The organism is Sphingobacterium bovisgrunnientis (genome assembly GCF_009829085.1).
GTDB classification, from domain to species: domain Bacteria; phylum Bacteroidota; class Bacteroidia; order Sphingobacteriales; family Sphingobacteriaceae; genus Sphingobacterium; species Sphingobacterium bovisgrunnientis.
Genome location: NZ_WUQY01000027.1, coordinates 1 through 24,206, shown reverse-complemented (window position 1 = coordinate 24,206; position 24,206 = coordinate 1). Strand labels below are relative to the sequence as shown.

General features: G+C 36.1%; 23 protein-coding genes and 1 pseudogene. 11 read left to right on the top strand and 13 right to left on the bottom strand.

Annotation, left to right across the window (positions count from 1 at the left end):
* The first annotated feature begins 78 nt into the window (after nt 1–78).
* Complete coding sequence (locus GOQ16_RS12735) at nt 79–1,806, top strand: reverse transcriptase domain-containing protein (protein WP_160069630.1); 1,728 nt, start codon at nt 79–81, stop codon at nt 1,804–1,806.
* A gap of 173 nt (nt 1,807–1,979) precedes the next feature.
* A complete protein-coding gene (locus GOQ16_RS12730; protein WP_160069629.1) occupies nt 1,980–2,411 on the top strand; it encodes a hypothetical protein in 432 nt (143 codons plus the stop codon).
* 60 nt (nt 2,412–2,471) lie between these two features.
* On the opposite strand, the gene GOQ16_RS12725 is transcribed toward GOQ16_RS12730, so the two are convergent.
* Nucleotides 2,472–3,281 (bottom strand): hypothetical protein, encoded by an 810-nt coding sequence (locus GOQ16_RS12725; protein WP_160069628.1) that lies wholly within the window; start codon nt 3,279–3,281, stop codon nt 2,472–2,474.
* 287 nt (nt 3,282–3,568) lie between these two features.
* On the opposite strand from GOQ16_RS12725, the pseudogene GOQ16_RS12720 reads away from it, so the two are divergent.
* Nucleotides 3,569–4,054: pseudogene (locus GOQ16_RS12720) on the top strand (magnesium chelatase subunit ChlI family protein); the annotation flags it as partial.
* A gap of 7 nt (nt 4,055–4,061) precedes the next feature.
* Here GOQ16_RS12720 and GOQ16_RS12715 read toward each other — a convergent pair.
* From GOQ16_RS12715 to rsfS, 4 genes are read right to left on the bottom strand one after another with little or no spacing between them, the layout of a single operon-like run.
* On the bottom strand, nt 4,062–4,691 hold the full coding sequence (locus tag GOQ16_RS12715; protein WP_160069627.1) for a rhomboid family intramembrane serine protease: 630 nt from the start codon (nt 4,689–4,691) through the stop codon (nt 4,062–4,064).
* Nucleotides 4,692–4,698: 7 nt separating this feature from the next.
* The gene (locus GOQ16_RS12710) at nt 4,699–5,346 is read right to left on the bottom strand and encodes a LutC/YkgG family protein (protein ID WP_160069626.1); all 648 of its coding nucleotides are present in this window, start codon (nt 5,344–5,346) and stop codon (nt 4,699–4,701) included.
* A gap of 41 nt (nt 5,347–5,387) precedes the next feature.
* Nucleotides 5,388–7,463, bottom strand: coding sequence for an ATP-dependent zinc metalloprotease FtsH (gene ftsH, locus GOQ16_RS12705; protein ID WP_160069625.1), 2,076 nt, complete (start codon nt 7,461–7,463; stop codon nt 5,388–5,390).
* A 33-nt stretch (nt 7,464–7,496) separates the two neighbouring features.
* Nucleotides 7,497–7,871 carry a ribosome silencing factor gene (rsfS, locus tag GOQ16_RS12700; protein WP_160069624.1) on the bottom strand — a complete coding sequence of 125 codons (375 nt, stop codon included), beginning with the start codon at nt 7,869–7,871 and terminating at the stop codon, nt 7,497–7,499.
* A gap of 45 nt (nt 7,872–7,916) precedes the next feature.
* Here rsfS and GOQ16_RS12695 point away from each other — a divergent pair, with 45 nt between their 5' ends.
* The 4 genes from GOQ16_RS12695 (at nt 7,917) to pfkA (ending at nt 12,083) form a co-directional block, all read left to right on the top strand.
* Nucleotides 7,917–8,687: a biotin--[acetyl-CoA-carboxylase] ligase gene (locus GOQ16_RS12695; protein ID WP_160069623.1), complete on the top strand. Its 771-nt coding sequence runs from the start codon at nt 7,917–7,919 to the stop codon at nt 8,685–8,687.
* Between the two features lie 106 nt (nt 8,688–8,793).
* Complete coding sequence (locus GOQ16_RS12690) at nt 8,794–9,246, top strand: protein-disulfide reductase DsbD domain-containing protein (protein WP_160069622.1); 453 nt, start codon at nt 8,794–8,796, stop codon at nt 9,244–9,246.
* Between the two features lie 83 nt (nt 9,247–9,329).
* Nucleotides 9,330–11,060: a protein-disulfide reductase DsbD family protein gene (locus tag GOQ16_RS12685; RefSeq protein WP_160069621.1), complete on the top strand. Its 1,731-nt coding sequence runs from the start codon at nt 9,330–9,332 to the stop codon at nt 11,058–11,060.
* Nucleotides 11,061–11,108: 48 nt separating this feature from the next.
* A complete protein-coding gene (gene pfkA / locus GOQ16_RS12680; protein ID WP_149914912.1) occupies nt 11,109–12,083 on the top strand; it encodes a 6-phosphofructokinase in 975 nt (324 codons plus the stop codon).
* Between the two features lie 53 nt (nt 12,084–12,136).
* Here the strand turns inward: pfkA and GOQ16_RS12675 are convergent, their stop codons facing one another.
* From GOQ16_RS12675 to GOQ16_RS12665, 3 genes are all read right to left on the bottom strand, one after another.
* Nucleotides 12,137–13,393, bottom strand: a complete 1,257-nt coding sequence (locus GOQ16_RS12675) for a metallophosphoesterase (RefSeq protein WP_160069620.1) — start codon at nt 13,391–13,393, stop codon at nt 12,137–12,139.
* A 12-nt stretch (nt 13,394–13,405) separates the two neighbouring features.
* Complete coding sequence (gene hemH, locus GOQ16_RS12670; RefSeq protein WP_160069619.1) at nt 13,406–14,434, bottom strand: ferrochelatase; 1,029 nt, start codon at nt 14,432–14,434, stop codon at nt 13,406–13,408.
* Nucleotides 14,435–14,506: 72 nt separating this feature from the next.
* The gene (locus GOQ16_RS12665; RefSeq protein ID WP_160069618.1) at nt 14,507–15,355 is read right to left on the bottom strand and encodes a 4-hydroxy-3-methylbut-2-enyl diphosphate reductase; all 849 of its coding nucleotides are present in this window, start codon (nt 15,353–15,355) and stop codon (nt 14,507–14,509) included.
* 130 nt (nt 15,356–15,485) lie between these two features.
* Here GOQ16_RS12665 and GOQ16_RS12660 point away from each other — a divergent pair, with 130 nt between their 5' ends.
* The gene (locus GOQ16_RS12660) at nt 15,486–15,905 is read left to right on the top strand and encodes a nucleoside-diphosphate kinase (protein ID WP_160069617.1); all 420 of its coding nucleotides are present in this window, start codon (nt 15,486–15,488) and stop codon (nt 15,903–15,905) included.
* A 73-nt stretch (nt 15,906–15,978) separates the two neighbouring features.
* Here GOQ16_RS12660 and GOQ16_RS17680 read toward each other — a convergent pair whose 3' ends face one another.
* The 4 genes from GOQ16_RS17680 to GOQ16_RS12645 all read right to left on the bottom strand — a co-directional run bounded on the left by GOQ16_RS17680 (nt 15,979) and on the right by GOQ16_RS12645 (nt 18,344).
* The gene (locus tag GOQ16_RS17680; protein ID WP_204987483.1) at nt 15,979–16,635 is read right to left on the bottom strand and encodes a transposase; all 657 of its coding nucleotides are present in this window, start codon (nt 16,633–16,635) and stop codon (nt 15,979–15,981) included.
* Nucleotides 16,577–16,861: a hypothetical protein gene (locus GOQ16_RS17675; protein WP_204987482.1), complete on the bottom strand. Its 285-nt coding sequence runs from the start codon at nt 16,859–16,861 to the stop codon at nt 16,577–16,579. The genes GOQ16_RS17680 and GOQ16_RS17675 overlap by 59 nt, the downstream gene beginning before the upstream one ends.
* A 749-nt stretch (nt 16,862–17,610) precedes the next feature.
* A complete protein-coding gene (locus GOQ16_RS12650; RefSeq protein ID WP_160069616.1) occupies nt 17,611–17,829 on the bottom strand; it encodes a hypothetical protein in 219 nt (72 codons plus the stop codon).
* 95 nt (nt 17,830–17,924) lie between these two features.
* Nucleotides 17,925–18,344, bottom strand: a complete 420-nt coding sequence (locus GOQ16_RS12645) for a hypothetical protein (RefSeq protein WP_160069615.1) — start codon at nt 18,342–18,344, stop codon at nt 17,925–17,927.
* A 550-nt stretch (nt 18,345–18,894) separates the two neighbouring features.
* On the opposite strand from GOQ16_RS12645, the gene GOQ16_RS12640 reads away from it, so the two are divergent.
* The 3 genes from GOQ16_RS12640 to GOQ16_RS12630 all read left to right on the top strand — a co-directional run bounded on the left by GOQ16_RS12640 (nt 18,895) and on the right by GOQ16_RS12630 (nt 23,250).
* The gene (locus GOQ16_RS12640; RefSeq protein ID WP_240141039.1) at nt 18,895–19,695 is read left to right on the top strand and encodes a tyrosine-protein phosphatase; all 801 of its coding nucleotides are present in this window, start codon (nt 18,895–18,897) and stop codon (nt 19,693–19,695) included.
* A 121-nt stretch (nt 19,696–19,816) separates the two neighbouring features.
* The gene (gene dnaG / locus GOQ16_RS12635; protein ID WP_160069614.1) at nt 19,817–21,817 is read left to right on the top strand and encodes a DNA primase; all 2,001 of its coding nucleotides are present in this window, start codon (nt 19,817–19,819) and stop codon (nt 21,815–21,817) included.
* Nucleotides 21,818–22,194: 377 nt separating this feature from the next.
* The gene (locus tag GOQ16_RS12630) at nt 22,195–23,250 is read left to right on the top strand and encodes a glutaminyl-peptide cyclotransferase (protein WP_160069613.1); all 1,056 of its coding nucleotides are present in this window, start codon (nt 22,195–22,197) and stop codon (nt 23,248–23,250) included.
* Nucleotides 23,251–23,279: 29 nt separating this feature from the next.
* Here the strand turns inward: GOQ16_RS12630 and def are convergent, their stop codons facing one another.
* Nucleotides 23,280–24,143: a peptide deformylase gene (gene def / locus GOQ16_RS12625; RefSeq protein ID WP_149914904.1), complete on the bottom strand. Its 864-nt coding sequence runs from the start codon at nt 24,141–24,143 to the stop codon at nt 23,280–23,282.
* Nucleotides 24,144–24,206 lie beyond the last annotated feature (63 nt).

Sequence of the window (24,206 nt, the reverse complement as noted above, 5' to 3'; positions counted from 1 at the left end):
AAAAAATAGTCAGGAACTTCTTTCTTTCCCTTTATGTTAAACCTTAGCCATTTCTCATCAGAAGTATACATTCTAAATATGCTATGCAGACTTAGGGTAAAGCTTGCTCATCGTCGCAACAAGAGCCACCTTATACACCTTCATACAAAAGCTAAAAAACATAACTACCATGTTAGTCAGGGAAGCAAAAGCGAAGACCTACTAAACAGTTTATTTCCTCCAAGAAAACAATGGCGGACAGTAGTTGAGCGTAAGCGGATGAAGAATGGCATACCTCGGAGTACAACAGAAAAAACCATGCTATCATTGCAGGCAACACTTAGGTACTACAGATGTAATCGACCGGATGCACCTTGCCTGTCTCGATTAGATAACTTTATAAAAGAGATCCAAGATGGTATTCATGGAGGAATATATAAAATCGGAGCGCCTAAGATCATTCCGAAGTTAAAGGAAGACAAGGCAAGTCAAACTGAGGTTAATATCTGTCGGCCGATAGCCTCGTTTGGGCTCAAGGACAAGCTCATTTTAAGCATTATCAATAGATACCTCACTGCCATTTTTGATAAATATTTCGTCGATCATTCCTTCGCCTTCAGATCCAAAAGAATGATAAAAGGTAAAATGATGTGCCCAACGCATCATGAATCTGTTGAAGAAATATTATCATACCGGAAACGATTTCCGGCAGGGACATTACATGTGGCTGAATGCGACATGAAGAAGTTTTTCGATACCGTAAGTCACACGGTGATCAAAAAGATTTTTAATCAATTCCTTAGTCGGAAAGGCATGGAATCCTACGCCGCTAAAGATCTCTCTAATGCAAAGCGTATCCTATATGACTATCTGGATGCTTATACCTTTAATAAAACGGTCTTACCACTAAACCAGAAAAAAAGTCATTTTTATGAATATAGAGTTCCAAATGGTGAATATGCTTGGGTTGGAAACGAACTAATTACTAATGGATATTACAAGCGCTTGGCGGGAGCAAAAATCGGTATACCTCAAGGTGGTGCCCTCTCTGGATTGATAGCTAATATTGTGCTACATGGCATTGACAGGAAAATCACCGCCATGCAAGATGGGAAATTACTCTATCTCAGGTTCTGTGATGACATGTTGATTATACATCCCGACAAAGAAAAATGTACCCATGCTTTTCAGCAATACCTCTCTGGACTTCGAAAGAAAAAACTAGTAGTTCATCCACCTGTTGATCCTCCTTATCAAACTGCTAAAAAGTTTTGGTCGGAAAAATCTAAAAGCTGCTATAAATGGGGAAATGTAGGTGCAATGGGTTCCCCTTGGATAGGTTTCGTAGGGTATGAGATTCATTATGAAGGACATATCCGTATAAGAAAGAGTTCACTATTGAAAGAAATGAAAAAACAGTTCCGTGTCGTGGGAGATCTTAAACTTATTTTGAAGGATCCCCTCTGCAGAAGCGGCAAAGGATCTATTTATGAATCTGTCGCCAGTCGCTTAATAGGCATGTCGGTTGGCAGAGTTACCCTCTGGAACTATAATCAGATCGTAAATGAAATGTGCTGGGTGAGCGGATACAGATTATTATCCGACAACAAATATTCACGTATTCAACTCAAAAGATTGGATTCTAGCCGTAACCGATTGCTGCTAAAACTAAGGATGCTGTTAGCTAAAATGCAATCAGAAGTAAAACCAAATGCCGAAGACGAGCAGGAAAACATCAAAATGACCGAATCGATCTACTATGGCTCTCCATTCAGCTACTATTATCAGGCTTTGAAAGCAAGAGAATCAAATCCCCAGCATACCTAGATTTATAGTCGTTGTCTATCTATATCGATTCTGGCCAAGGCGGTTTAGAATTTATTACAAATGGTTCCTCATACGTTTTTCACTTTTTCCCAATTAATCGAGAAAGAAATAGGAGAAAATCTATAGTTGTGAAGTAAAAAACACGTTATCTTCGTATAATTAACATAAAAGATATGCTAGATTTTACTCTCCATCCCCAAAACGTTACCATAAACCAAGTATCGATTGGAAAAAAGAAACTGACCAAATCTATTTTTAACCAAATTGAAAGCCAGGACTGTTTTAACCAAAGCCTTGATTTTATTGGGAATGTCATAATTGGCTACGTTAAGGACAAGGATAGCCGTTATTTGGTTTGGGTTTTTGAAGGAAAACTGAGGAAGACAAATTTAAAGGAGTATTATTTATTAAGTCGTAACCCGGAATATATAAAGCATCATGAAGCCGAATGGTTTCTGAATAAATTACGGTTGGAATACAACTTTGAAGATCACTATCCTGACACTCTTTCTCAAGGTTTGGAAGAGCCGGAAAGATACAAGGAAATGGTCAATAAGGTTAAGTACTTTTTGCATACTCTGGCGGACAAACAAATCTACCTCTAACCTCAATTTTATCTAATTTTGAAAATTCGATAAAAGATGTAAAAAAATTGAATTCGTCCATCAATTTAAATCAGAATCTCGCTGCCCCTCTTTTTTCAACTTAAGAGAATCAAGCTTCTTCTCAATCTCAACTATCTTTTTAGATAGTTTTGCCGCTGAGTCCTGCTGATCATTAAATCCCGAGACAATAGTTTGAAGGGCCACAGTGTCAGTTAATTTGACTTCATATATTTTATTTCTTTCAGGAGCTTTCGAAAGAAAGAAAATACAGTATATAGCGGTAGCGAAAATCCCCAAAGAAAGCATGATTCTGGAAGCTCTTAAGATATCTGCTGTGTTATCTGCTACATTGTGATTATACACAGCACAATCCACAAGGTTAGCTAGCATATCACTGGTACTTTTTGTCTTTGGCTCATCATCTTGATTAAAGTCAAAAACACTATCCAAGAATAACGCCCTTTGCCCTTTAACACCTAAGCATCTAAGTGAAATAACTATGGCCAACACGAGAAACAATAATGAAACAATCACCGAAGCTTTATACAGCCCGTTGATATCGGTACTTAAAAAATAAACAGAAATTGCTGAAACGGCGGATATATAAGTTAAAAGTTTAAACCCCTTTTCTTCAATTTCGTTGATCCGATTTCTCGACTCCTTATAAAGCTCAATAATTAATTCGGAAACCTTTTCATTGTCCTTGTTTATATGCGTACCCAAGATTTTTTTGGAGGCTTCTTTTGCTTTTTCGTGCGGAACAAGACCGTGCAATAGTATCTCCCATGACGACTTAAAAGACTTCCAGATAGGCTTAATATTCTTTTCACGGTTGACTAACGGTGCTATATAATCTGATAGTTTACTCATAAAAGTTCCTGTATTATTTTTTCAGAGATATTGAGCCCAAGTTCTTGTTCCAGCCAAACCCACTCACCGACGGGATTTATTTCCAAAAAGATAAATTCTCCATTCGGCATCTCAATTAGGTCTATGGCAGAATAGACCATTCTAAATTTTGAAGTAAGATCTAGTAATTTGTCAATGATAAATTTTGGCAATGCCATTGACTGGTAGGACTTAACAATATCTGGTTTAAGAAAGATGCATCTGTTTTACGAATTTAGTCTCAAAACGCAAACAAGGCAACGCATGAATGCCCTTGTGGTTATTATAATCATCCCGAAAAAGAGTGCATCTGTGGTACAGCTCTTGTTCAGCGATATCTCAGCAAAATTTCTGGACCTCTGCTCGATAGAATAGATTTGCATGTGGAAGTTACTCCAATTGAATTTAACGAGCTTACATCTTCTCGGAAAAGCGAAAGTAGTAAGCAGATTCGACAACGTGTCATGCAGGCACGTACTATGCAAGCACATCGTTTTCAGCAGAACCCTCATGTACATTGCAATGCGCAAATGAGTTCAAAAGCTGTTCGAGACGTATGCATCATTTCAGATACAGGAAATCAATTGCTGAAAACTGCTATGGAAAGATTAAATCTTTCGGCTCGAGCATACGACAGGATTCTAAAAGTAGCCCGAACAATCGCGGACATGGAAAATTCTGAAACTATCGAAAATCAACATTTGGCCGAAGCTATTCAGTTCAGAAGTTTGGATCGTGAAAATTGGGCTGGATAAAAATATATTAGAACTGATCAATAAAGTGTCTAATAATCCACGGATGAATAAGTATAGTAATTAATAAACCAGCTAGTGCGCCAAATAAATGGGCATCGTGATTAATACGATCATTCGAATTTTTCGAAGCCCATATACAATAGCCAATATATAATACCGCAAACAGGTAAGCTGGCATAGGAATAATCAAAAATATTCCCAACATAGCTTTAGGTTCAAATAAAATAAAACCAAACAAAACCGCAGATATTGCTCCAGACGCTCCCAAACTAGAGTACCCTGGATTATTTTTCTGTTGTACTATAGTTGGTATATCACTTAATACCAAACTCACAATGTATAATAATGCAAAATACAAATGACCAATTTCACCATTTGCTGCCACAAAATACTTTTCTAAGGAGAAACCAAAGAAGTAAAACGTGATCATATTGAACAACAAATGTCCCCAATCTGCGTGAACTAAACCACTTGTAAACACCGTATAAGATTTGCTTTTATCACGTAGAATACTATACGGATGAAGCGTCATTCTGTCTAATATGGCAGGATTAGAAAAGGCATAAATACTTGAAGCTACCGTAATGGCAAATATAAAACTAGCTACAGGAGTATGTAGAATATAATCTTGAATCATAAAAATTTTAAAATCGGTCTTCGATCAGAAATACGTATAAATCTTTGGGGCCATGCGCACCAAGAACAAGCATTTTTTCAATGTCAGCAGTACGGCTAGGACCTGTAATGGTAGTCAACATGGAAGGCATATTGGCTCCATATTTTTCTTTCACTAAAGCCATTCCGTGGCGAATATCCATTACAAGTTGTGAAGCTTTCGCAAATACAATATGTATCGGCGGATAAATACTCAACCGGCGCCCTCCAGCATTTCCATTAGAAATCATGATACTACCATTTCGCGCAATAAGTGCTTCGCAAGTGGTAATGCCTATATCAGCGGTATGAAAATCATTATCGGTACGCAAGAAAGGAAATCCGTAGGTGTTTAGCAACTCTTGAACTTCAGGCTCCCAAGCAAAAATCTTAGTGACTTCGAGCTCTTCGACCAAAGCAATCAAGTTTTCTATAACAGCTATTTCGCCATCACAATACACAAATTTGCCAGATACATTCGTGAACTCACGTGCAAAGGTAATATCCAAACCATCCTCTTCATCTTTATACAACGGAGAATCTTCAAAGTCTGGATTTGGGTTATCACGCTTTTGCAACAAAGCTTGTCTGATGCTTTTCAGCATGCGTTCTTTAGCTGTAGTATTACGGATATTCATTTAAAAAATAAAATAGGTGTACCTGTGGTACACCTTATTGTTTACTTTTCTTCTTCATTCACTTGTGAGGAACTTACTTCTGGTTGTGCAGCTTGCTCAGGCAAAGGAGGCAAAGGCAATTCCGTTTGTGGAACACCACCACCATCTGCACCACCATTCACAAATTCATCGTATGTTGTTCTATTTGAAAAAGGGCGTTTACCCAGAATTTCTTCTAAATCAGCTTGGAATAAAATTTCTTTCTCCAAAAGTTTCTCCGCAATTTTAATAAGCCCTTCTTGATTTGTTAATAACAACTCTTTTGTACGATCATAAACCGCTGTAATTAAATTACGAACCTCTTCGTCAATTAATTGAGCCGTTTGATCAGAATATGGTTTTTGGAATTGTGATTCGCCGTTACTATCGTTAAATGACACATTTCCAACTTTTTCGTTCATACCATATACCGCAGTCATTGCATACGCTAACTTCGTGATGCGCTCCAAATCATTTTGTGCACCTGTACTGATGCGCCCAAATGTGATATCTTCTGCAACACGTCCACCCATAGTCATACACATACTATCAATTAACTGCTCCGTCGTATACAGAAACTGCTCTTTTGGCAAATATTGCGCATATCCTAATGCAGCGACACCACGTGGAACAATTGAAACCTTTACCAATGGATCCGCATGCTCTAAGAACCAACCTGCAATCGCGTGACCAGCCTCGTGATAAGCAACAATTTTCTTCTCTTCTGGTGATATAATTTTATTTCTCTTCTCAAGTCCACCAATCACCCTATCAATAGCATCTTGAAAATCTTGCATTTCTACCGCTGGCTTCCCTTTACGCGCTGCAATCAAAGCTGCTTCGTTACACACATTCGCAATTTCGGCTCCCGCAAAACCTGGAGTTTGTGCCGATAATTTCTTTGCATCCACCTCCTCAGCAAGTTTAATTGGTTTCAAGTGCACATTGAAAATATGCTCACGACCGATTAAATCTGGCTTATCAATTGAAATTTGTCTATCAAAACGACCTGGTCTTAATAAAGCTTGATCCAAAACATCTAAACGGTTAGTAGCAGCTAAGATAATTACACCTAGGTTTGTGCCAAAACCATCCATTTCAACCAACAATTGGTTTAATGTATTCTCACGCTCATCATTTCCACCCATTACGGAGTTTTTACCTCGCGCGCGACCAATAGCATCAATCTCATCGATAAAAATAATACATGGCGCTTTCTCTTTTGCTTGCTTAAATAAGTCACGAACACGTGATGCTCCGACCCCAACAAACATCTCCACGAAGTCTGAACCTGATAATGAGAAGAATGGAACTTGAGCTTCGCCAGCTACAGCCTTTGCCAATAAAGTTTTACCCGTTCCTGGAGGACCTACAAGTAATGCTCCTTTCGGAATTTTACCACCCAAGTCAGTATATTTTTTAGGGTTTTTTAAGAAATCAACGATTTCCATTACTTCAGTTTTAGCCTCTTCTAATCCAGCCACATCATTGAAAGTAATATTGATTTGTGATTCCTTATCAAATAACTGTGCTTTAGATTTGCCGATATTAAAAATCTGACCACCACCGCCAGCACCGCCGCCGCCCATACGACGCATTAAGAACATCCAAATAGCAATAATTATTACCAAAGGAAGAATAAATGAAATTATGCTTCCCCATGGGTTTGTTTTTTCACCCCATTGAATAGATAATTTCGGTGATCCTTCTGGCAATAACTTTTGAGATTCACTCAATTTTTGACTAAGTATATCTGCAGAACCTTCCGTAAAATAATACTGAGGAGATGTAGACGCAGTAATAGCAATTTTATTATCAGCTGGTGCTACATCTTTATATTTAGGATCATCTTTTAATTTTTCAGGTTTTATATATACTTCAACTTCATATATACTACCATTTTTCAATGCTACTATTTTCTGCACATCGCCTGTAAGCAACATTTCCTTTTCAAACTTTTCATAATTGATTTCTTTTGTTGTGCTTGAGCTGTATATATAGTTCAAAGCAAAGAAACCAGCTATTATAGCAATATAAACCCAAATCATATTGAATTTGGGTGGAATTGGAGTTACCTTTTTACTCGGAATTTTTTTCATTATGTATTAAACGTATCTAATCTAAAAATAATATTAAGCGCTTTTGAAATTTTCTATCTTGGCATCTCCCCAAAGATCTTCTAAGCGGTATCGATCACGTGTCTCTGTCTTGAAAATATGCACAACGACATCCACAAAATCCAATAATATCCACTCGCCACTTCCTTGCCCCTCTTTATGCCATGCGTCTTGCCCCAAGGCTTTATAAACCTCATCTTCAACACTTTTAGCAATTGCATTAACTTGCACATTGCTATCCGCGCTACATACTACGAAATAATCAGAAAGAGTCGAATTCACTTCACGCATATCCATTTTCACAATCTCAAAAGCTTTCTTCTCCTGCATCCCGTGCACCACTATATCTGCCAATTTGTTAGACAATTCTGAATTTTTCTTTTTACTCATTAAGAAATATTATAGTTTTACTGCGTAATATAAAATCATTATCACTTGCAAAATAACACATTTTTTGAAGATTCTAACCCAAGTAACATAATTGTTTTTGAAGAATTAGCCTCTACGAATGATTATTTGAAAGAACTATTGTCAAAAGTCAAGCCACTTGAACCTAATACTGTCATAATGGCAAAAAATCAGACGGCAGGTAAAGGACAACGTGGTAACTTGTGGACAAGTGAACCACAAACGAATCTTACTGCAAGCTTTTTACTTTCTCCTGAAAAGTTAGATATTTCTTCTCAATTTTCCCTTACAGTTATAACGAGTTTAGCTGTTTATGACATTATAAAGACCTTTTGCGATAAACACATTTCTATCAAATGGCCCAATGATATAATGATCGGCAACAAAAAAGTTGCTGGCATTTTGATTGAGAACAAAATAGTTGGCCCTCAAGTCAAACATAGCATTATTGGCATTGGAATAAATGTATATCAAAAACAATTTCCAACAGAAATTAGTTCTAAAACAACTTCATTATTTCTAGAAAATGTCAATTTAAATATCACAATCATAGAACTGGCAAAAAAAATTCAAAAAAAACTGGCGGAGTATAGCGACTCATTAAAAGAAAATAGTGAATTATTATTAGAACGGTATAACCGAAAATTATTCAGAAAAGATGAAGTCCATTCTTATATTTTTGAAGGAAATATCGTAGCAGGCACAATTTTACGCGTTGAAAAGGACGGATTGTTGCAAATGGAAATTGACAAAAAACTAAATAAGATCGACTTGAAAGGCATTACATATCTAGTATAACAGATTATTTACTTGTAAATTGTTTTTATTATAGCGTAAATTTGCATTAAACTATTAATGACAATTAATGTCTTAAAATAGAATAAGAAATTTGAATATTATTTATATGAAAAAATTAGGTTTATTAATCGTAGCCATAGTAATGACCATGTCAGCTGCAATTGCGCAGGTTCAAACGCCTGTAAAATGGCAAGTTGCTGCTAAAAAGATTAACAGTAAAGAAGCTGTGGTATTAATTAAAGCGACTATTCAAAATGGTTGGCACATCTACGGTCAGAATGTTGCAGACGGTGGCCCAATGCCAACGACTTTTACGTTCAAAAATTCTAAAGATTATACATTAAATGGTAAGCCTGTAGAAAATGTAAAAGCAAAAACTAAATATGAGGATGTTTTTAAAATGAACGTTCCATATTTTACCAATGAAGTTGTTTTTCAACAAAAAGTAAAATTAAACGGTAAGCAAACGAATGTAAGTGGCACAGTGGAATTCATGGCTTGTGATAAAACACAATGTTTGCCACCTGATGAATACAATTTCACTGTAGCAATAAAGTAAAATTTAAGACACAACATAGTTAAAAGGCAGTTTATAACTGCCTTTTTTTTATTTTTACAACTTATCAAAGTTTATCATTTATAATGAGAACCTATTTGTTTTCTTTTCTACTATTATTTTTCTTTAGTTTTCAGAATCAAACTATTGCCCAAGACACATTAATCAATTTTGATGACGTTGAATTTTCGGATGGCAACTCAACGGATACCGGTTTTGTAGATCTTAGCGATGTAGAATTTTCGGACGGAACGGACGAGGCTAATTCCGATCAAGACACGGTTATTCAAGACTCTTTGCAAAATAAAACTGAAGACTTAAGTGTAAATAATTCCGAATCTAAAGATGACGACGCTTCTTTATGGGGAATATTTATTGCCGGATTATTGGGTGGTTTTGCTGCGTTTTTTATGCCTTGTATCTTCCCAATGGTGCCATTGACAGTAAGTTTCTTTACCAAAAAAGCAGGTTCTCGATCAAAAGCTGTTTCCCAAGCCTTCATGTACGGCTTATTTATTATTGTCATTTATGTGGCATTAGGTATGTTGATTACCATTGCTTTTGGTCCAGAGGCATTGAATGAACTTTCTACCAATGGTATTTTCAATTTCTTCTTCTTTTTGATGTTGGTCGTTTTTGCAGCTTCGTTTTTGGGAGCTTTCGAAATTACTCTGCCAAGTTCTTTTGTCAATAAAATCGATGCTAATTCGGACAAAAGCGGACTAGTTGGGTTATTCTTTATGTCGGCAAGTTTGGCGGTGGTTTCTTTCTCTTGTACAGGTCCAATCATTGGGACATTACTGGTAGAAGCGGCAACGCGTGGCGAACGTTTAGGTCCTGCAATCGGAATGTTAGGTTTCTCTTGCGCTTTGGCAGTTCCTTTTGTATTATTCGCAATGTTTCCTTCGATGTTGAAATCTTTACCAAAATCAGGCGGTTGGTTAAACAGTGTGAAAGTGGTTTTAGGTTTCTTAGAATTGGCTTTAGCACTTAAATTCTTATCCAATGTGGACTTAGCTTATAACTGGAATTTGTTGGATAGAGAAGTGTATTTGGCTTTATGGATTGTGATTTTTGGTTTGCTAGGATTATACTTGATTGGCAAAATCAAATTTTCGCACGATAGCACATTAGAATATATGTCTGTGCCGCGAACGATGATAGCTATAATGGTTTTCACATTTGTGGTATATATGATTCCAGGGATGTGGGGAGCACCACTGAAAGCTATTTCAGCATTTTTGCCTCCAGTTGGAACACAAGATTTTGATTTAACCTCAGGAATTTCCCATACGGCTAATGCGTCCCAAAGTGCGGATGCTGGATCACGCAAGCATTACACTTATTTCCATAGCAAAGCGACAATCAAAGGTATGGATCCGTATTACGATTACGATGAAGCTTTAGCGGCAGCAAAGCAGCAGAATAAACCTTTATTGGTAGATTTCACGGGGTGGAATTGTGTGAATTGTCGTAAAATGGAAGCAGAAGTATGGAGTGCACCAAAAATCAAAGATTTAATAAATAATGAATTTATCTTGGTGGAATTGTACGTGGATGACAAAGTTCTAAAACTTCCAGAATCAGAACAGTATGTTTCTAAGAAGACAGGCAAAAAAATAAATACAGTAAGCAAGCGTAACGCTGATTTTCAAATCACACGATTTGAGAGTAATTCGCAACCGCTTTATGCTTTATTGGATACAAATGGTGAATTGTTGGTTCCGACTAGTGGAGCAGAATATAATATCGACAAATACGAGGCGTTCTTGAATTCTGCCCTAGGAAAATTTAAATCAAAAGAATCAAGCAAATAATATTATTTTAACAAAAAAATAAGTCTGATATTGATATATTTGTAAAATATGACTGAAATCAAAAATATAGCAGTTTTAACATCTGGTGGAGATGCCCCAGGAATGAATGCCGGTATACGTGCTGTAATTCGTGCAGGTATATATCATGGACTAAATATGTTTGGCGTCAAGAGAGGTTATGATGGACTTGTAAAAGGAGATATCATGCCTATGGATGCTAAATCCGTTGCTAATATTATCCAACGTGGCGGAACAATATTAAAAACAGCACGCAGTGATGAATTTAGGACTTTCGAAGGTCGCAAACAAGCTTACGAAAATATAAAAAAACTAGGAATTGACGCTTTAGTTGTAATAGGTGGTGATGGTACTTTCACAGGAGCTTCCAAATTTATTGAAGAGTTTGATATTCCAATTCTTGGAATGCCGGGCACTATTGACAATGACCTTGCAGGAACGGACTTCACTATTGGTTATGATACCGCGATAAACACGGTCGTCGATGCTGTAGATAAAATACGTGACACAGCAGAATCCCACGATAGACTATTTGTAATAGAAGTAATGGGACGTGATTCTGGTCTTATCGCATTACGCTCTGGCATAAGTACAGGTGCGGAAGCGGTCCTAATTCCAGAACTAGAAGTTGATTATAATGCTATCATGAAACGTTTAGATAGTTCACGCAAGAATAAATCTTCTCGCATAATCATCGTTGCAGAAGGGGATGATGAAGGTGGACTTGTTGTAGCTGATAAAATCAAGGAGAACTTCCCACATTATGATGTACGTGTTTCTATATTAGGACACATCCAACGCGGAGGTAAACCTTCATGTATGGATCGAGTACTTGCCAGTCGTTTAGGAGTTGCGGCAGTAGAAGGACTCATTGCAGGACGTCGTGGTGAAATGGCTGGACTTGTGAGCGGGCAAATTACTTACACACCATTTAGCAAAGCAATCAAGCACATTGATAAACTCAATCCTGATTTAACACGGCTAGTAGAAATATTATCTTTATAAAATGAACGAGCTCCCTCTAAAATAATTAGAGGGAGCTCGTTATTTATTACGTTTTAAACGGAAGCTAATTCAAATACTGTGATCTCTGGAAGTATTCCCACACGACCAGGATAACCTAAGAATCCAAAACCAACATTCACATACAAATGCTTTTGCTGCTCGGTATATAAGCCCGCCCATTCATTATAAATATATTTTGCTGGACTCCATTGAAATTCTTCACCACGTACACCAAATTGCATGCCGTGTGTATGTCCTGCAAACATAGCGTCGACCTCCGTGTCTAAGACTTGTGCGCGCCAGTGTGAAGGATCGTGCGACAATAACAATTTAACAGCTTTATCCTCTGTGCCTAGTAATGCTTTCTTCAAATTTCCTTTCTTGGGAAAACGACCGGTCCCCCAGTTTTCAACACCTACAACAGATATCTCTTCATTGCCAACTTTAATTGTGCGATTCTCATCTAACAACAAATCCCAGCCCATTACTTTTTGACTTTGGATCATGTCTTGTAGATTTTTGGTTTTAGCAGCACTAGCTTCTCTACCATAATAATAATCTCCATAATCATGGTTTCCCAGTACAGAATATACACCTAAATCAGCTTTTAGTTTCCCAAAAATATCTTGGTAATTTCTTAACTCACCAGCAACATTGTTTACTAAATCACCCGTGAAAAATATCATATCTGGTTTTTCACCCAAAATCATTTCTATTCCACCTAATACAGCTTTTTTGTTATAAAATGACCCCGTATGCATATCAGAAATCTGTGCTAATTTGAGTCCATGAAAAGCTTTTGGAAGATTTGGTAAAACTAATTTTTGACGACGTACTTGATAATCATATGCACCTGAAATAATTCCCCAAGACAAAGGAAAAATAGGTAACGATGCCACAACAATTCCAGATTTCATCAAAAACTCAGATCGTGTAATTCCTTTAGTTGGAACTTCGGGAAGGGGCTGTTCTAATTCTTCTATACGCTTTTTAATATTGGCAGTAGGCTTTCTGGTGAATAATCGAGTAATCCATACACCCCCTCTGCGAAGATCATCTAATAAAAGAATAAATGCATAGATAAATTTACTTATTGCCGTCAAAAAGAAGGCCACCAATATAATGGACCGATATGCAAGAGGAATATTGTATTTGAAAGAAATAAATAATCCTATAAACAGAACTAAGGAATATCCCCACCATAAATAAGTAAACCATTTTTTTCGAGCAAAAACAATTTTCGTAGATCGCAGTGCGAAAAAAATATAAAAATCTAATAAAAATAAAATTACAGCATTAAAAATAAGCATCGATATATCCTGTTAATTAGAAAGAACTAACCTTTCAAGCGATTCAATCCACTTTGGATCATCATTTAGACTTTCCACCATCACTACCTCTTCCCCTCCAAGCTCTTTAAATTCTTCCGCATATTCCACTTGAATTTCATCTAGGGTTTCAATACAATCGGAAACAAATGCAGGGCTAAACACTAACAAACGCTTCACGCCTTTGTTTGCCAAATCATGTAAAGAATCCGAGGTGTAAGGCTGAATCCAAGGCGTCTTACCTAGTCGCGATTGAAAACACACCGTATATCTATCTTCTGCAAGATCAAGCTTCCGAGCAATGGCTCTTGAGGTAGCATAGCATTGGGACAAATAACAGAAGGGGTTGACTTCTTTCTTACAAGTTTCGCATCCTGTATCAGGACATTTAAGATTGCCTGTAGGGTCAACTTTTCCAAGCTGGCGCACAGGAAGACCATGATAACTAAACATTATATGATCAAATGAAGCGATATCATGACGTTTACCATGCTCAGCATAGGTTTCAATCATCAGATCATCTTCACAATAATTGCCCACAAAAGAAATGCTGGGAATGTATTGCCATGTACGTACAATTTCCATAACTCTGTCAATAACAGATCCAGATGTGGCAGAAGCATATTGGGGAAACAAAGGAATTACTTTGATACTTTCCAAGTACATTCCTTGCATTTTTTTTAAAACAGATTCAATTGAAGGATTCTGATAACGCATGGCAAGTTCCACTTGATATTCATCTCCTAATTTTTCTTGCAGCATTTTTTGCTGCAGGATAGAATAATACATCAAAGGAGAACCATTGACTTCATCCCAAATGGTTGCATAAGTTTCAGCAGATTGCGCAGCACGTTGGGGAACAATTACACCTTTCACCAATAGATTTCTTCCTAGGGCAGGAATATCCAACACGCGACCATCCATTAAAAATTCTGTCAAATATTTTCTAACTTCTGGAGTAGAGGGAGCATTTGGAGTACCTAATTGTACCAACAAAACACCTTTTTTACGCTTATTATTCATTGACACAAAAATAAATAAAATTTATAGTTGGCTTTCTTCAACTATCGAAAATGATAATAACATGACTGGCAGTTAGAATTGCTCTAACGCTTGTTTCACATCTTTCATAAGCCACATAGGCGTAGATGTAGCTCCACAGATACCAATTGTGTCACCATCATCGAAAATCGAAGCATCGAGTTCATCAATTCCTGAAATAAAATAAGAATTTGGATTTGCAGTTTTACATACATCGTATAGCACCTTACCATTAGATGATTTTTTGCCTGACACAAAGACTATTTTATCGTATTGACGTGCAAAATCATTCAAATCATCGTAACGATTAGATACTTGTCTACAAATTGTATCGTTGGCCTTCACCTCGTACCCTCTTTTGATTAATTCCTCTTTTATCTCATAGAATTTATCGACACTTTTTGTGGTCTGACTGTATAATGTAAACGAACTAGGCAGCTCGACATTATCCAATTCATCTATATCTTGAAAAACTAGAGCCTCATTATTTGTTTGTCCCTGCAAACCAATCACTTCCGCATGCCCGTGCTTGCCAAAAATCAAAATCTTTTCATCATCATCGTGCGATGTTTTTATTCTGTTTTGCAACTTTAAAACTACAGGACAAGATGCGTCGATTAGTGTGATGTTATTTTCAAGAGCTATTTTATAGGTCTCTGGAGCTTCACCATGCGCGCGAATAAGAACTTTTTCATTTTGCAAGGTCGGTAACCGATCGTGATCAATTATTCGTAATCCTTTAGCTCTTAAACGAGATACTTCTTCATCGTTATGCACAATATCACCTAGACAATACAGATAGCCATCTTGCTCGAGTATCTCTTCAGCCATATCAATGGCATAGACCACACCAAAACAAAATCCAGAATCCTTATCAATCGTAACTTGCAGATTTTTTGACATATCACAAAGTTAGTAATAAGAATTGGTAGGTAAAATATATTGAAAAATTCATAAAAAGAATGAGTTTAATATTTCTTTAGAATTTTTCCTTTTTCTGTACCTTTGCAAAAATTTATAGATAATAAACGTTATGGCAACTAACAGAACTTTCACGATGATTAAACCTGATGCAGTAGCAAATGGCCACATCGGTGCTATTTTAAACGACATTATTGCTGCAGGCTTCAAAATCGTAGCGATGAAATATATTCAATTGTCAGAAGACACTGCGGGTAATTTTTATGCGGTACACAAAGAAAGACCTTTCTATGGAGATTTAGTTAGTTTTATGACTTCAGGTCCAATTGTAGCTGCCATCTTAGAAAAAGATAATGCTGTAGAAGACTTCCGTACGTTAATCGGTGCTACTAATCCTGCTGAGGCTGCTGAGGGCACTATACGTAATAAGTATGCTAAATCAATTGATGCTAATGCAGTTCACGGATCTGATTCTAACGAAAATGCAGAAATTGAGGGTAACTTCTTTTTCTCCCAATTCGAAAGAGTATAGTTTTGTTTAGAACACTAATTTATAAACAAAGGATAATCCAATAATTGTCCTTTGTTTGTTTTATAAGTAAAGCCTATGTCCATGACAAAAATTGCAATAAATTGATGTTTAACTTGTTGAATCCGGATAATAAACACTCTGCAATATAATCAAGGCCGTATTTGAATATTGACACGGCTTTTCTTTGATGTTTCTTGATTTTAATGGGTCGAATCTGGTCATGAATATAATCACCAACTTTGTAGCACCACAGGCATGCTATCATCGTAAGCATGAACAATTTTTCAAGGCGGTCCAAGTCAGTGACATGGGTATCTTCTATATTAAATCCACTAGACTTCATGAATCGAAACAGCGTCTCGATGTTCCAACGTCTCCTATAATATTGCAGTGCCTGCTGTGGTTTATTGAATGATACCAGTATTAAAAATTCAACTTTTCCATCGATCACAGTTTTAGTAGCTGATAGGTAACATAATTGACCCTGCATTTCTACAATATGCTGGTAATGTCCGAATTCCCTGCTATTAAGGTTGTTAAACAAGTGCCATGCCGTTATTTCTTTTTGTTTTCTAGGCAAGAACACCTTAAAGTTATTCCGGATCCTAATATGATACCGGATGCTATGTTCATTTAAGAATCCTAACCATTTCTCTCCGATAAATTCACGATCAGCTAGTATACAGTCGGTGGAATCCAGTCCAAACCAATCGATGAAATTCTGGACCAATGTTAATTCGTTCCTGTGAATTAGAGTTCCCTCGCTTGTCCAGCATCTTAAACATGATTGGAATGGCAACAGACTTATAACTGATACCCAACATGAGTATATTGATGTTTTGCTGTCCAAATTTCCAGTTTGTCCTATCCATGACTAGAATAACGGGGCTGTTGTTTTGTAAAAGATTGAATATAAGTGTACTGATAAGTCGCATTGGCAGATCCACTTGCGCCATGAAGCGCTGGATTCTCCTAAAACAACTGCTGGCAACGGATGGAGAATCAAATCCTGCAGACAATTTGGAATAGTTTACTGACTTAACTTTGCATAGAGCAGTTATAAAAAGACAAACCAGGCGGATCCTGGAAAGATTGAGATCCTTGCTTAGATGGGCTGTAAATACGGTTAATAAATCCGTACATTTATCGCACTGACTGGCATTCGTGTTTAAGGACATTACGTTGAAAATAATTCCTTAATATACTGAACACCAGTCTTTTAACCAAATTTATTATGAAATAATTGCCTGATAATTAGGTGGTTATGTTTTTTGTTATGTACTAAAAATAGGATATATAAAACAATAATTTTTAGCTTTATTCGTTTATTAATAGACCAATTCGAAAGTAACATAATATTCTTCTTAGCGTGACATAGGGGTAATGTCTATTCGCTACTTTGTTGAATCATAAAAGCAAATATTATGAAAACAACATTTGTAAACGAGGGCCATATTGGTCAAATAAATCAGGATTATACGCTCTCTAATGGAACAATTATTAAGTCAGTATTATTTACTGATGATTGTCAATCTCCTATCCGGTACTATCTTAAATATTATTACCAGAATCTGGAAATAACGAGAGAAATGTTTGAAATTTATAAACGCACTTTAGGCGTGGTATAATTAGAAAACCCACTTAAATTAATTAGAGAGCCTTCTTGGTCTACTCTATTCGGGTAGGCTTCTTCCAGATCCAGATGTCAATAATTATTATGAACAAATCTAGTATAGAACCAAGATAGATCATGAAGTTCTTTATCATTAGCAGCGTAGGACTCGAATTCTTTCCGCGATAGATGTTTTACTTCAAGACTAAGCGCATCCAAAGCATCATCACGTAGATTACGACCTTGTAAGTTATTGATTGGATCTTTACACTCGTTGAGGACTACTAGTATTTTATTTATCCATTCTCTCATAGAATAAAGATAAGGAAAAAGCCTAACGGATTAGGTTAGGCTTGTACTAATGTCTTTAACACCTATAATTATTTGTTCAGTAAATTCTTCGCAGATTATTTTACTCTCTTAAATTCAAGAGTACTAATGTATGTGCTGTTTTTTGATTTAATTTTGAGTGATCTTTTATTTAATTTTAATATATCAAAATGAAATAATTTAACATCTTCATAATTGATGCTCAATGTTTCCTCGTCTTCAGACAGTGTATATTCGCTTTGTATAGTAGCATTTCTATCCCATGCCGCAATTGCACCACCCCATCTTCCCGAGAATTCAATACCTCTAATTCCTACACTATCTTTTCCAAAATTAAAAGACCGCTCTTTTATTTCGCCAATGAAAGTATCGTCATTAGCCGGGGATATTAATTCCCATTTTCCTAATATCGGATCTTCGGGATTAAAATCTATGTCACTTTTCGAGCATGAAAATATTGTAATTAAGATAAGTATAGTGCCAATTAGATTTTTCATATTGTTTATAAATTAGTTAATATAAAAGTAATAAAAAATATTTCGTTTTGGTAGATTTTTCAACTTTCTTATGCGTCAGCCCTGTACCCCTATGTATTTTGCAGAAAACGAATAATTTTTCAATACAAGATTCTTTTAATCAATCTACTTATTTTCATCTAAAAAAATTCTATGCGAAGCTTTAAAGCCATAAAGCCTAAGACTATAGAAGATATCACTTTTTATGCAATAGATTTTGAACACATATTATAACCTTTTAGTATTAATATTTATCGCATTTTAAATGACTATATAGGTTGGCTTCTTTAACAATTTAAACATCCAATTCGTGCCTAACACGTAGAAGAACCATTATTGCAACTTAATAAATTTTTTATTTTAAAGAAAGCGCTTTAATTTAAGTGTATATTTGTTGTTACGATATTAAATAAAAAAATTAAGTGGCATGGTTATTGACTAGCCACCTATTAATAGTAATACATCATTTATAGACATTAGTATATACTAAAGCGTATATACTAATGTCTAATTTAAAGATTAAAATAAATTAATGAGTTTTTTTTCTAAGTTATTTGGTTCCAAAAAAGTGGCGGGTGATAAGGTAAGATCCTTAGGTAAGTTAGCATTTTTAGAAGTAGACATTCATAATCATTTATTACCCGGTATTGATGATGGAAGTTCTTCTGTGGAAGATTCGCTTGAATTAATTAAAGGATTAAATGGCTTAGGTGTCCAAAAATTCATATGTACTCCACATATTATGGAGGATATTCATCCAAACACAAAGAGTTCTATTCAGACAGCATATAATACTTTAATCAGTGCATTAAAAGAGACTTCGAGCAAAACTAAAATTTATGCAGCAGCTGAACACATGATTGATAATGGTATTACTCAGTTAATCGCTAAAGATAATTTATGCGTTATGCCTGGTGGATATGTACTCATTGAAATGTCCTATTTAGCAGAATCAAACGCACTTTTCCAGACTATTTTAGATATACAAAATTTGGGATACAAACCTATTCTCGCTCATCCTGAACGTTATCCCTATTACCATTACAACTTTGATATGTATAAAAAAATCAAAGATGCTGGTTGTTTATTACAGTTAAATTTATTGTCTATAAGCCGGTATTATGGTACAGAGGTTAAAGTTGCTGCTTTGACAATGTTAAAATCAGGTATGTATGATTTTGTGGGCACAGATTTGCATCACCAAAAACATTTAGCTGCTTTGCAAGATGTTGTTGCTAAATATCCTATCCGTGATTTAATAAGAACATGTAATATATTAAACCCTACGCTATTAGATCATTTCAATAATGATACATCTATTGCAACAGGCTAATATTGTAATATTAATTGGGAATATAAGGTGGAAAATTTTTCCACCTTTTTTTGTGCTATGCATAGTTTTGAAGAGTATTTTCTAAATTTGGATTACTTGGAATTATATAAAGGAAAATAAATTGATAGCAAAGGAGACGATAGATAAAGTTTTAGATGCTGCTCGCATAGAGGAGGTTGTAGGAGATTTTGTTGATTTGAAGAAGAGGGGCACTTCGCTAATTGGAAATTGTCCTTTTCACAATGAGAAAACACCTTCATTTCATGTATCAGTAGCAAAGGGGATTTACAAATGCTTTGGTTGTGGCGTAGGCGGTGACTCTCTAAAGTTTGTGATGGAGCTGGAAAAGTTTTCCTATCCGGAAGCTATACGATACCTTGGGAATAAATACGGAGTAGAAATTGAGGAAATTGAACGTAGTCCAGCGCAACTTGCTGCCCAGGATAAACGTGAGAGTCTATATATTCTGAGTCAATGGGCTGGTAAATTCTTTAAGGAAAACTTATGGGAGACTGATTTTGGAAAGACTATTGGTCTATCTTATTTCAGGGAGAGAGGATACCGCGAGGATATCATCAAAAAATTTGAATTGGGCTATTCTCCTGAGCAATGGACTGCATTAGTTGATGAAGCGAAGAAGGCCGGTTTTCAAGAAGACTATTTGAAGGATATTGGATTAGCCATAGAACGGGATGATAAGTCACTTTACGATCGATTTAGAGGTCGTGTGATTTTTCCTATTCATAATCTTACAGGAAGGATTATTGGATTTGGAGGCCGTACATTAAAAACAGAAAAAGCTGTCCCCAAATATGTCAATTCCCCTGAATCTGATATTTACCATAAGTCAGATGTCCTTTATGGCTTAAATTTTGCCAAAAAGGCAATAATGGATGCTGACCTTTGCTATTTGGTAGAAGGCTATGCCGATGTAATTGCAATGCATCAAACGGGGGTGGAAAACGTTGTTTCCTCTTCTGGAACATCACTTACAACGGGTCAAATCAAATTAATTTCTCGATTCACAAAAAATGTAGTGATTCTCTACGATGGTGATGCAGCTGGAATAAAAGCTTCTTTGCGTGGTACGGATATGCTACTAGAAGAAGGGCTTAATGTTAAAGTTCTCTTATTTCCGGATGGAAACGACCCTGACTCATATGCCAAGCAAGTAGGTTCTACATCATTTAAAGAATACATTGAAAAAAATCAGGAAGATTTTATTTTCTATAAAACCAACATTCTTTTAAGGGATGCAAAGGATGATCCGATTAAAAGAGCGGAAGTCATTCGCGAGGTTGTTGAGAGTATTGCGTTGATACCTGATGAAATTAAAGTTTCGGTTTTCATTAGACAATGTAGTTCTTTACTAGATATTGAAGAGCGAATATTACTCACTGAGCTAAATAAAATCAGGCTCAATAAAGCCAAAGCGCAAGATAAGAAAGCCGCGCAAAATAGAGTTCAAGTTGCGCCTCAATCTCCTCAGGGTGATTATCCTGGAGATATGCCGCCTGCAGATTTTTTCTTAACAGAACAAGAAAAAGCTGAAACGGGAATAACTTCAAGTCCTGCGCAGCAAATTATTACTGCTGAACTCTTACAAGAACGAGAAATTGTACGCATCTTGTTGAATTACGGACGGGAATTGGTGACATGGGAGGGTGATGGAGATATACCTGTTGCGCCGTACTTACTTGGTAGTTTGGATGATATTGAATTTGAAGACTCCAGTTGTGAAAGTATCATAGCAGAGTTTAGAAAACAAGCTGAAAATTTTGAGGTTCCTGATGCAAAATTCTTTATTTCATCTGAGGATAAAGATGTTTCTGCATTAGCAGTAGATTGCATCGCTTCCAAATATGAGATTAGTCCTAATTGGAATGACGATAAGCGCAAAATTTATGTCACCTTGGAGATAGAACACTTGCAAGAATTAGTTATTCAGGCAATCTATCGCATCAAAAAGCGTAAGTTCTCTCGTGAAATGAACAAAGTGCAAGAAGAACTGAAAAAGAATTTATCTCCAGAAGATATGGAAATTGAATTGCATAAATATCAAAAGTTAAAAGAGGCAGAGAAGATGCTCGGGCAATTGTTAGGAAATATTGTAATCAAATAATTCGTTCATTTTAAATATTTCGTGAGGTCAACTTATTTACGACTTGCTAAATTCAGGGAAAACTTAGCGGTATCCTTTCTAAAAAAGCGGTTATGATTATTTGCAGTTAAATGGCGATAGCTAATAATGTAAAGTCAATATATTCGTTAAAGACCAGTTTTAATTGGCATTTGTCGAAGTAGGAAGTCGAATTATTGTTGGAAATTCTTTGATTTTCTGGATTAAAAGAAAAGAAATTTTATTCAAGCGGTAGAGCCTTAAATAGAGTTAAATATTTACCAAGGAGAAGTGCGATTTGATAGAGTATCAGTATATTTAGATTCAAACAAAGTAGAATTAACCAAAGATGCTTTTTGGAGCAACTAAACTAATATAACATGCGTATAAAATTACTTTCAGGTATATCATTAGCTATTTTATTAGCAATCAGCGGGTGTAAATCTCAGCAAGGAAAATTTGAGTTTGTGCAGCCAGAATCGGGACAACGTGTTGCTTTAGGTGAACAGGTGAAATTGAAGCTAAATTTCCCGAGCACTTCGTTGGATTCGGTTGTTTATTCTATAGATGGGCAGCCCTTTGTGACTAAAACTGATACAACAAGCGTAATTTTTGACACTAAAGAATTTGGCTATGGTGACCGTTCTTTGTCTGCAAAGATATATGCCCAGGGAAAAGAAGACATCGCTTACAGCAATATATTAGTTCTTCCGCCGAATGCAAAAAATTATTCCTTTAAAGTAGTAAATGAATTCCCACATGATACCAAAGCATATACACAAGGATTACAATTTGCAGACGGAGTATTATATGAGACAACCGGAGGTCCTGAAGATTTGGCTAGTGAAGGAGTTGTTACATCAATTCGAAAAGTTGACTTGAATACAGGTAAAGTTTTAAAAATCGAAAAACCTGAGGGATTTTTCGGCGAAGGTATGACTATCGTGGAAGATAAAATTGTTTTTCTTAGCTGGCAAAATAAAAAAGGGTATTTCTTTTCTAAGGAGTCATTCAGGAAATTAAGAGAGTTTAATTACGAGAACAGCCTTGAGGGTTGGGGAATTACTAACGAGGGTACAAAACTTATAAAATCTGATGGTTCTAATAAACTATATTTTTTGAATTCTATTACAGGACATGAAGAAGGTTTTATCACGGTTTATGATGAAAATGGGAAAGTAGATTTGCTGAATGAATTAGAATACATTGATGGAAAAGTATATGCTAATGTTTATGGTAAAGATATCATTGTAATTATTAATCCACAAACGGGTGCCGTTGAGGGACGAATCAATCTTGTTGGATTATACACAGAAGGGCGTTCGGGAGTCAATAATGAGTTAAATGGTATAGCATACGATGCTGCAGGGAAAAGATTATTTGTAACTGGCAAACTTTGGCCGAAATTATACGAAATAAAGCTTATTGAAAGGTAATAAAAAGGCAGCGGTAAAAGCTGCCTTTTTTATGGCTTTAAATCTCCATTAGGAACGGAAAACTTGATTTTGTCGTTTAATTCAATATCTTGGTGCTTATTCTGCTCTTGCAGACGATCTGGATACAAAATGCCGTATAAATGATCTACTTCATGCTGGAAAATTACGGCAGTAAAACCCTCGATGTTTTCTTCAATTATATTTCCCTTTTTGTCCCAGTGTTGAATTCGAATAGCATAGCTTCTTCTCACATCCTCACGTCTATCAGGGATAGAAAGACAACCTTCAGCACCCAGGCGCGTTAGTTTTGATCGCCAAATAATCTTTGGATTGATAAAAAATTCGAATGGCTCTCCTGCTTTGTCAAAACGCTGCACCCATATCAAATTTTTATTGATTCCAACTTGAGGAGCTGCAATGCCCACACCTGCATGCTCTGGCGCTTGAACTGTTGCAAGCATTCTTTTTTCCAAAATTTCTAATAATGGGTCATCTATCTTAATATCTTGAGAAGTAGCCTTTAATACTGCTAATTCTTTCTCATCTGTAGTTAGGTAAACGTGCATTTTGCTGCTTACATCGCCACTTGAAATAATGGCTTTTTCTTTTTCAGTAAAGTTCTTTGCCATAGCTTTATTGACTGGTCGTTCGTTCTTTGGTCCTTTGTATGCTTTTTCTCCAGCTAAAATATGAGTTTGAAGTATATTTTCTGCTGGTGGCTTTGGACATCTGTATCCAGAGCTGTATGCACAATATGGATTGTATGCTTTGTTAAAATCAATTGTGATTTTTCCGTTGACCACTTTTGATGCATCTAATTCAATGTATCTGCCACCAGTATATGTCTCAAATCCATTTGTCTCATCAATGAAAGGTAAGAGTGAACTACCCATTTGCTAAAGACAAATGGGCTTCGGGCTTCACAGACTTGTGCTTTGTTGCCAAAGTCTTATTTG

Coding starts and splice junctions, on each gene's coding strand:
- GOQ16_RS17675 (WP_204987482.1), bottom strand. CDS start 16,861: ATGGCGCAAGTGGATCTGCCAATGCGACTTATCAGTACACTTATATTC.
- GOQ16_RS12735 (WP_160069630.1), top strand. CDS start 79: ATGCTATGCAGACTTAGGGTAAAGCTTGCTCATCGTCGCAACAAGAGC.
- GOQ16_RS12645 (WP_160069615.1), bottom strand. CDS start 18,344: ATGAAAAATCTAATTGGCACTATACTTATCTTAATTACAATATTTTCA.
- GOQ16_RS12660 (WP_160069617.1), top strand. CDS start 15,486: ATGGCAACTAACAGAACTTTCACGATGATTAAACCTGATGCAGTAGCA.
- GOQ16_RS12690 (WP_160069622.1), top strand. CDS start 8,794: ATGAAAAAATTAGGTTTATTAATCGTAGCCATAGTAATGACCATGTCA.
- GOQ16_RS12685 (WP_160069621.1), top strand. CDS start 9,330: ATGAGAACCTATTTGTTTTCTTTTCTACTATTATTTTTCTTTAGTTTT.
- GOQ16_RS12650 (WP_160069616.1), bottom strand. CDS start 17,829: ATGAGAGAATGGATAAATAAAATACTAGTAGTCCTCAACGAGTGTAAA.
- GOQ16_RS12675 (WP_160069620.1), bottom strand. CDS start 13,393: ATGCTTATTTTTAATGCTGTAATTTTATTTTTATTAGATTTTTATATT.
- GOQ16_RS12640 (WP_240141039.1), top strand. CDS start 18,895: ATGAGTTTTTTTTCTAAGTTATTTGGTTCCAAAAAAGTGGCGGGTGAT.
- GOQ16_RS12665 (WP_160069618.1), bottom strand. CDS start 15,355: ATGTCAAAAAATCTGCAAGTTACGATTGATAAGGATTCTGGATTTTGT.
- GOQ16_RS12715 (WP_160069627.1), bottom strand. CDS start 4,691: ATGATTCAAGATTATATTCTACATACTCCTGTAGCTAGTTTTATATTT.
- GOQ16_RS12725 (WP_160069628.1), bottom strand. CDS start 3,281: ATGAGTAAACTATCAGATTATATAGCACCGTTAGTCAACCGTGAAAAG.
- hemH (WP_160069619.1), bottom strand. CDS start 14,434: ATGAATAATAAGCGTAAAAAAGGTGTTTTGTTGGTACAATTAGGTACT.
- GOQ16_RS12710 (WP_160069626.1), bottom strand. CDS start 5,346: ATGAATATCCGTAATACTACAGCTAAAGAACGCATGCTGAAAAGCATC.
- pfkA (WP_149914912.1), top strand. CDS start 11,109: ATGACTGAAATCAAAAATATAGCAGTTTTAACATCTGGTGGAGATGCC.
- ftsH (WP_160069625.1), bottom strand. CDS start 7,463: ATGAAAAAAATTCCGAGTAAAAAGGTAACTCCAATTCCACCCAAATTC.
- GOQ16_RS12730 (WP_160069629.1), top strand. CDS start 1,980: ATGCTAGATTTTACTCTCCATCCCCAAAACGTTACCATAAACCAAGTA.
- GOQ16_RS12630 (WP_160069613.1), top strand. CDS start 22,195: ATGCGTATAAAATTACTTTCAGGTATATCATTAGCTATTTTATTAGCA.
- def (WP_149914904.1), bottom strand. CDS start 24,143: ATGGGTAGTTCACTCTTACCTTTCATTGATGAGACAAATGGATTTGAG.
- rsfS (WP_160069624.1), bottom strand. CDS start 7,871: ATGAGTAAAAAGAAAAATTCAGAATTGTCTAACAAATTGGCAGATATA.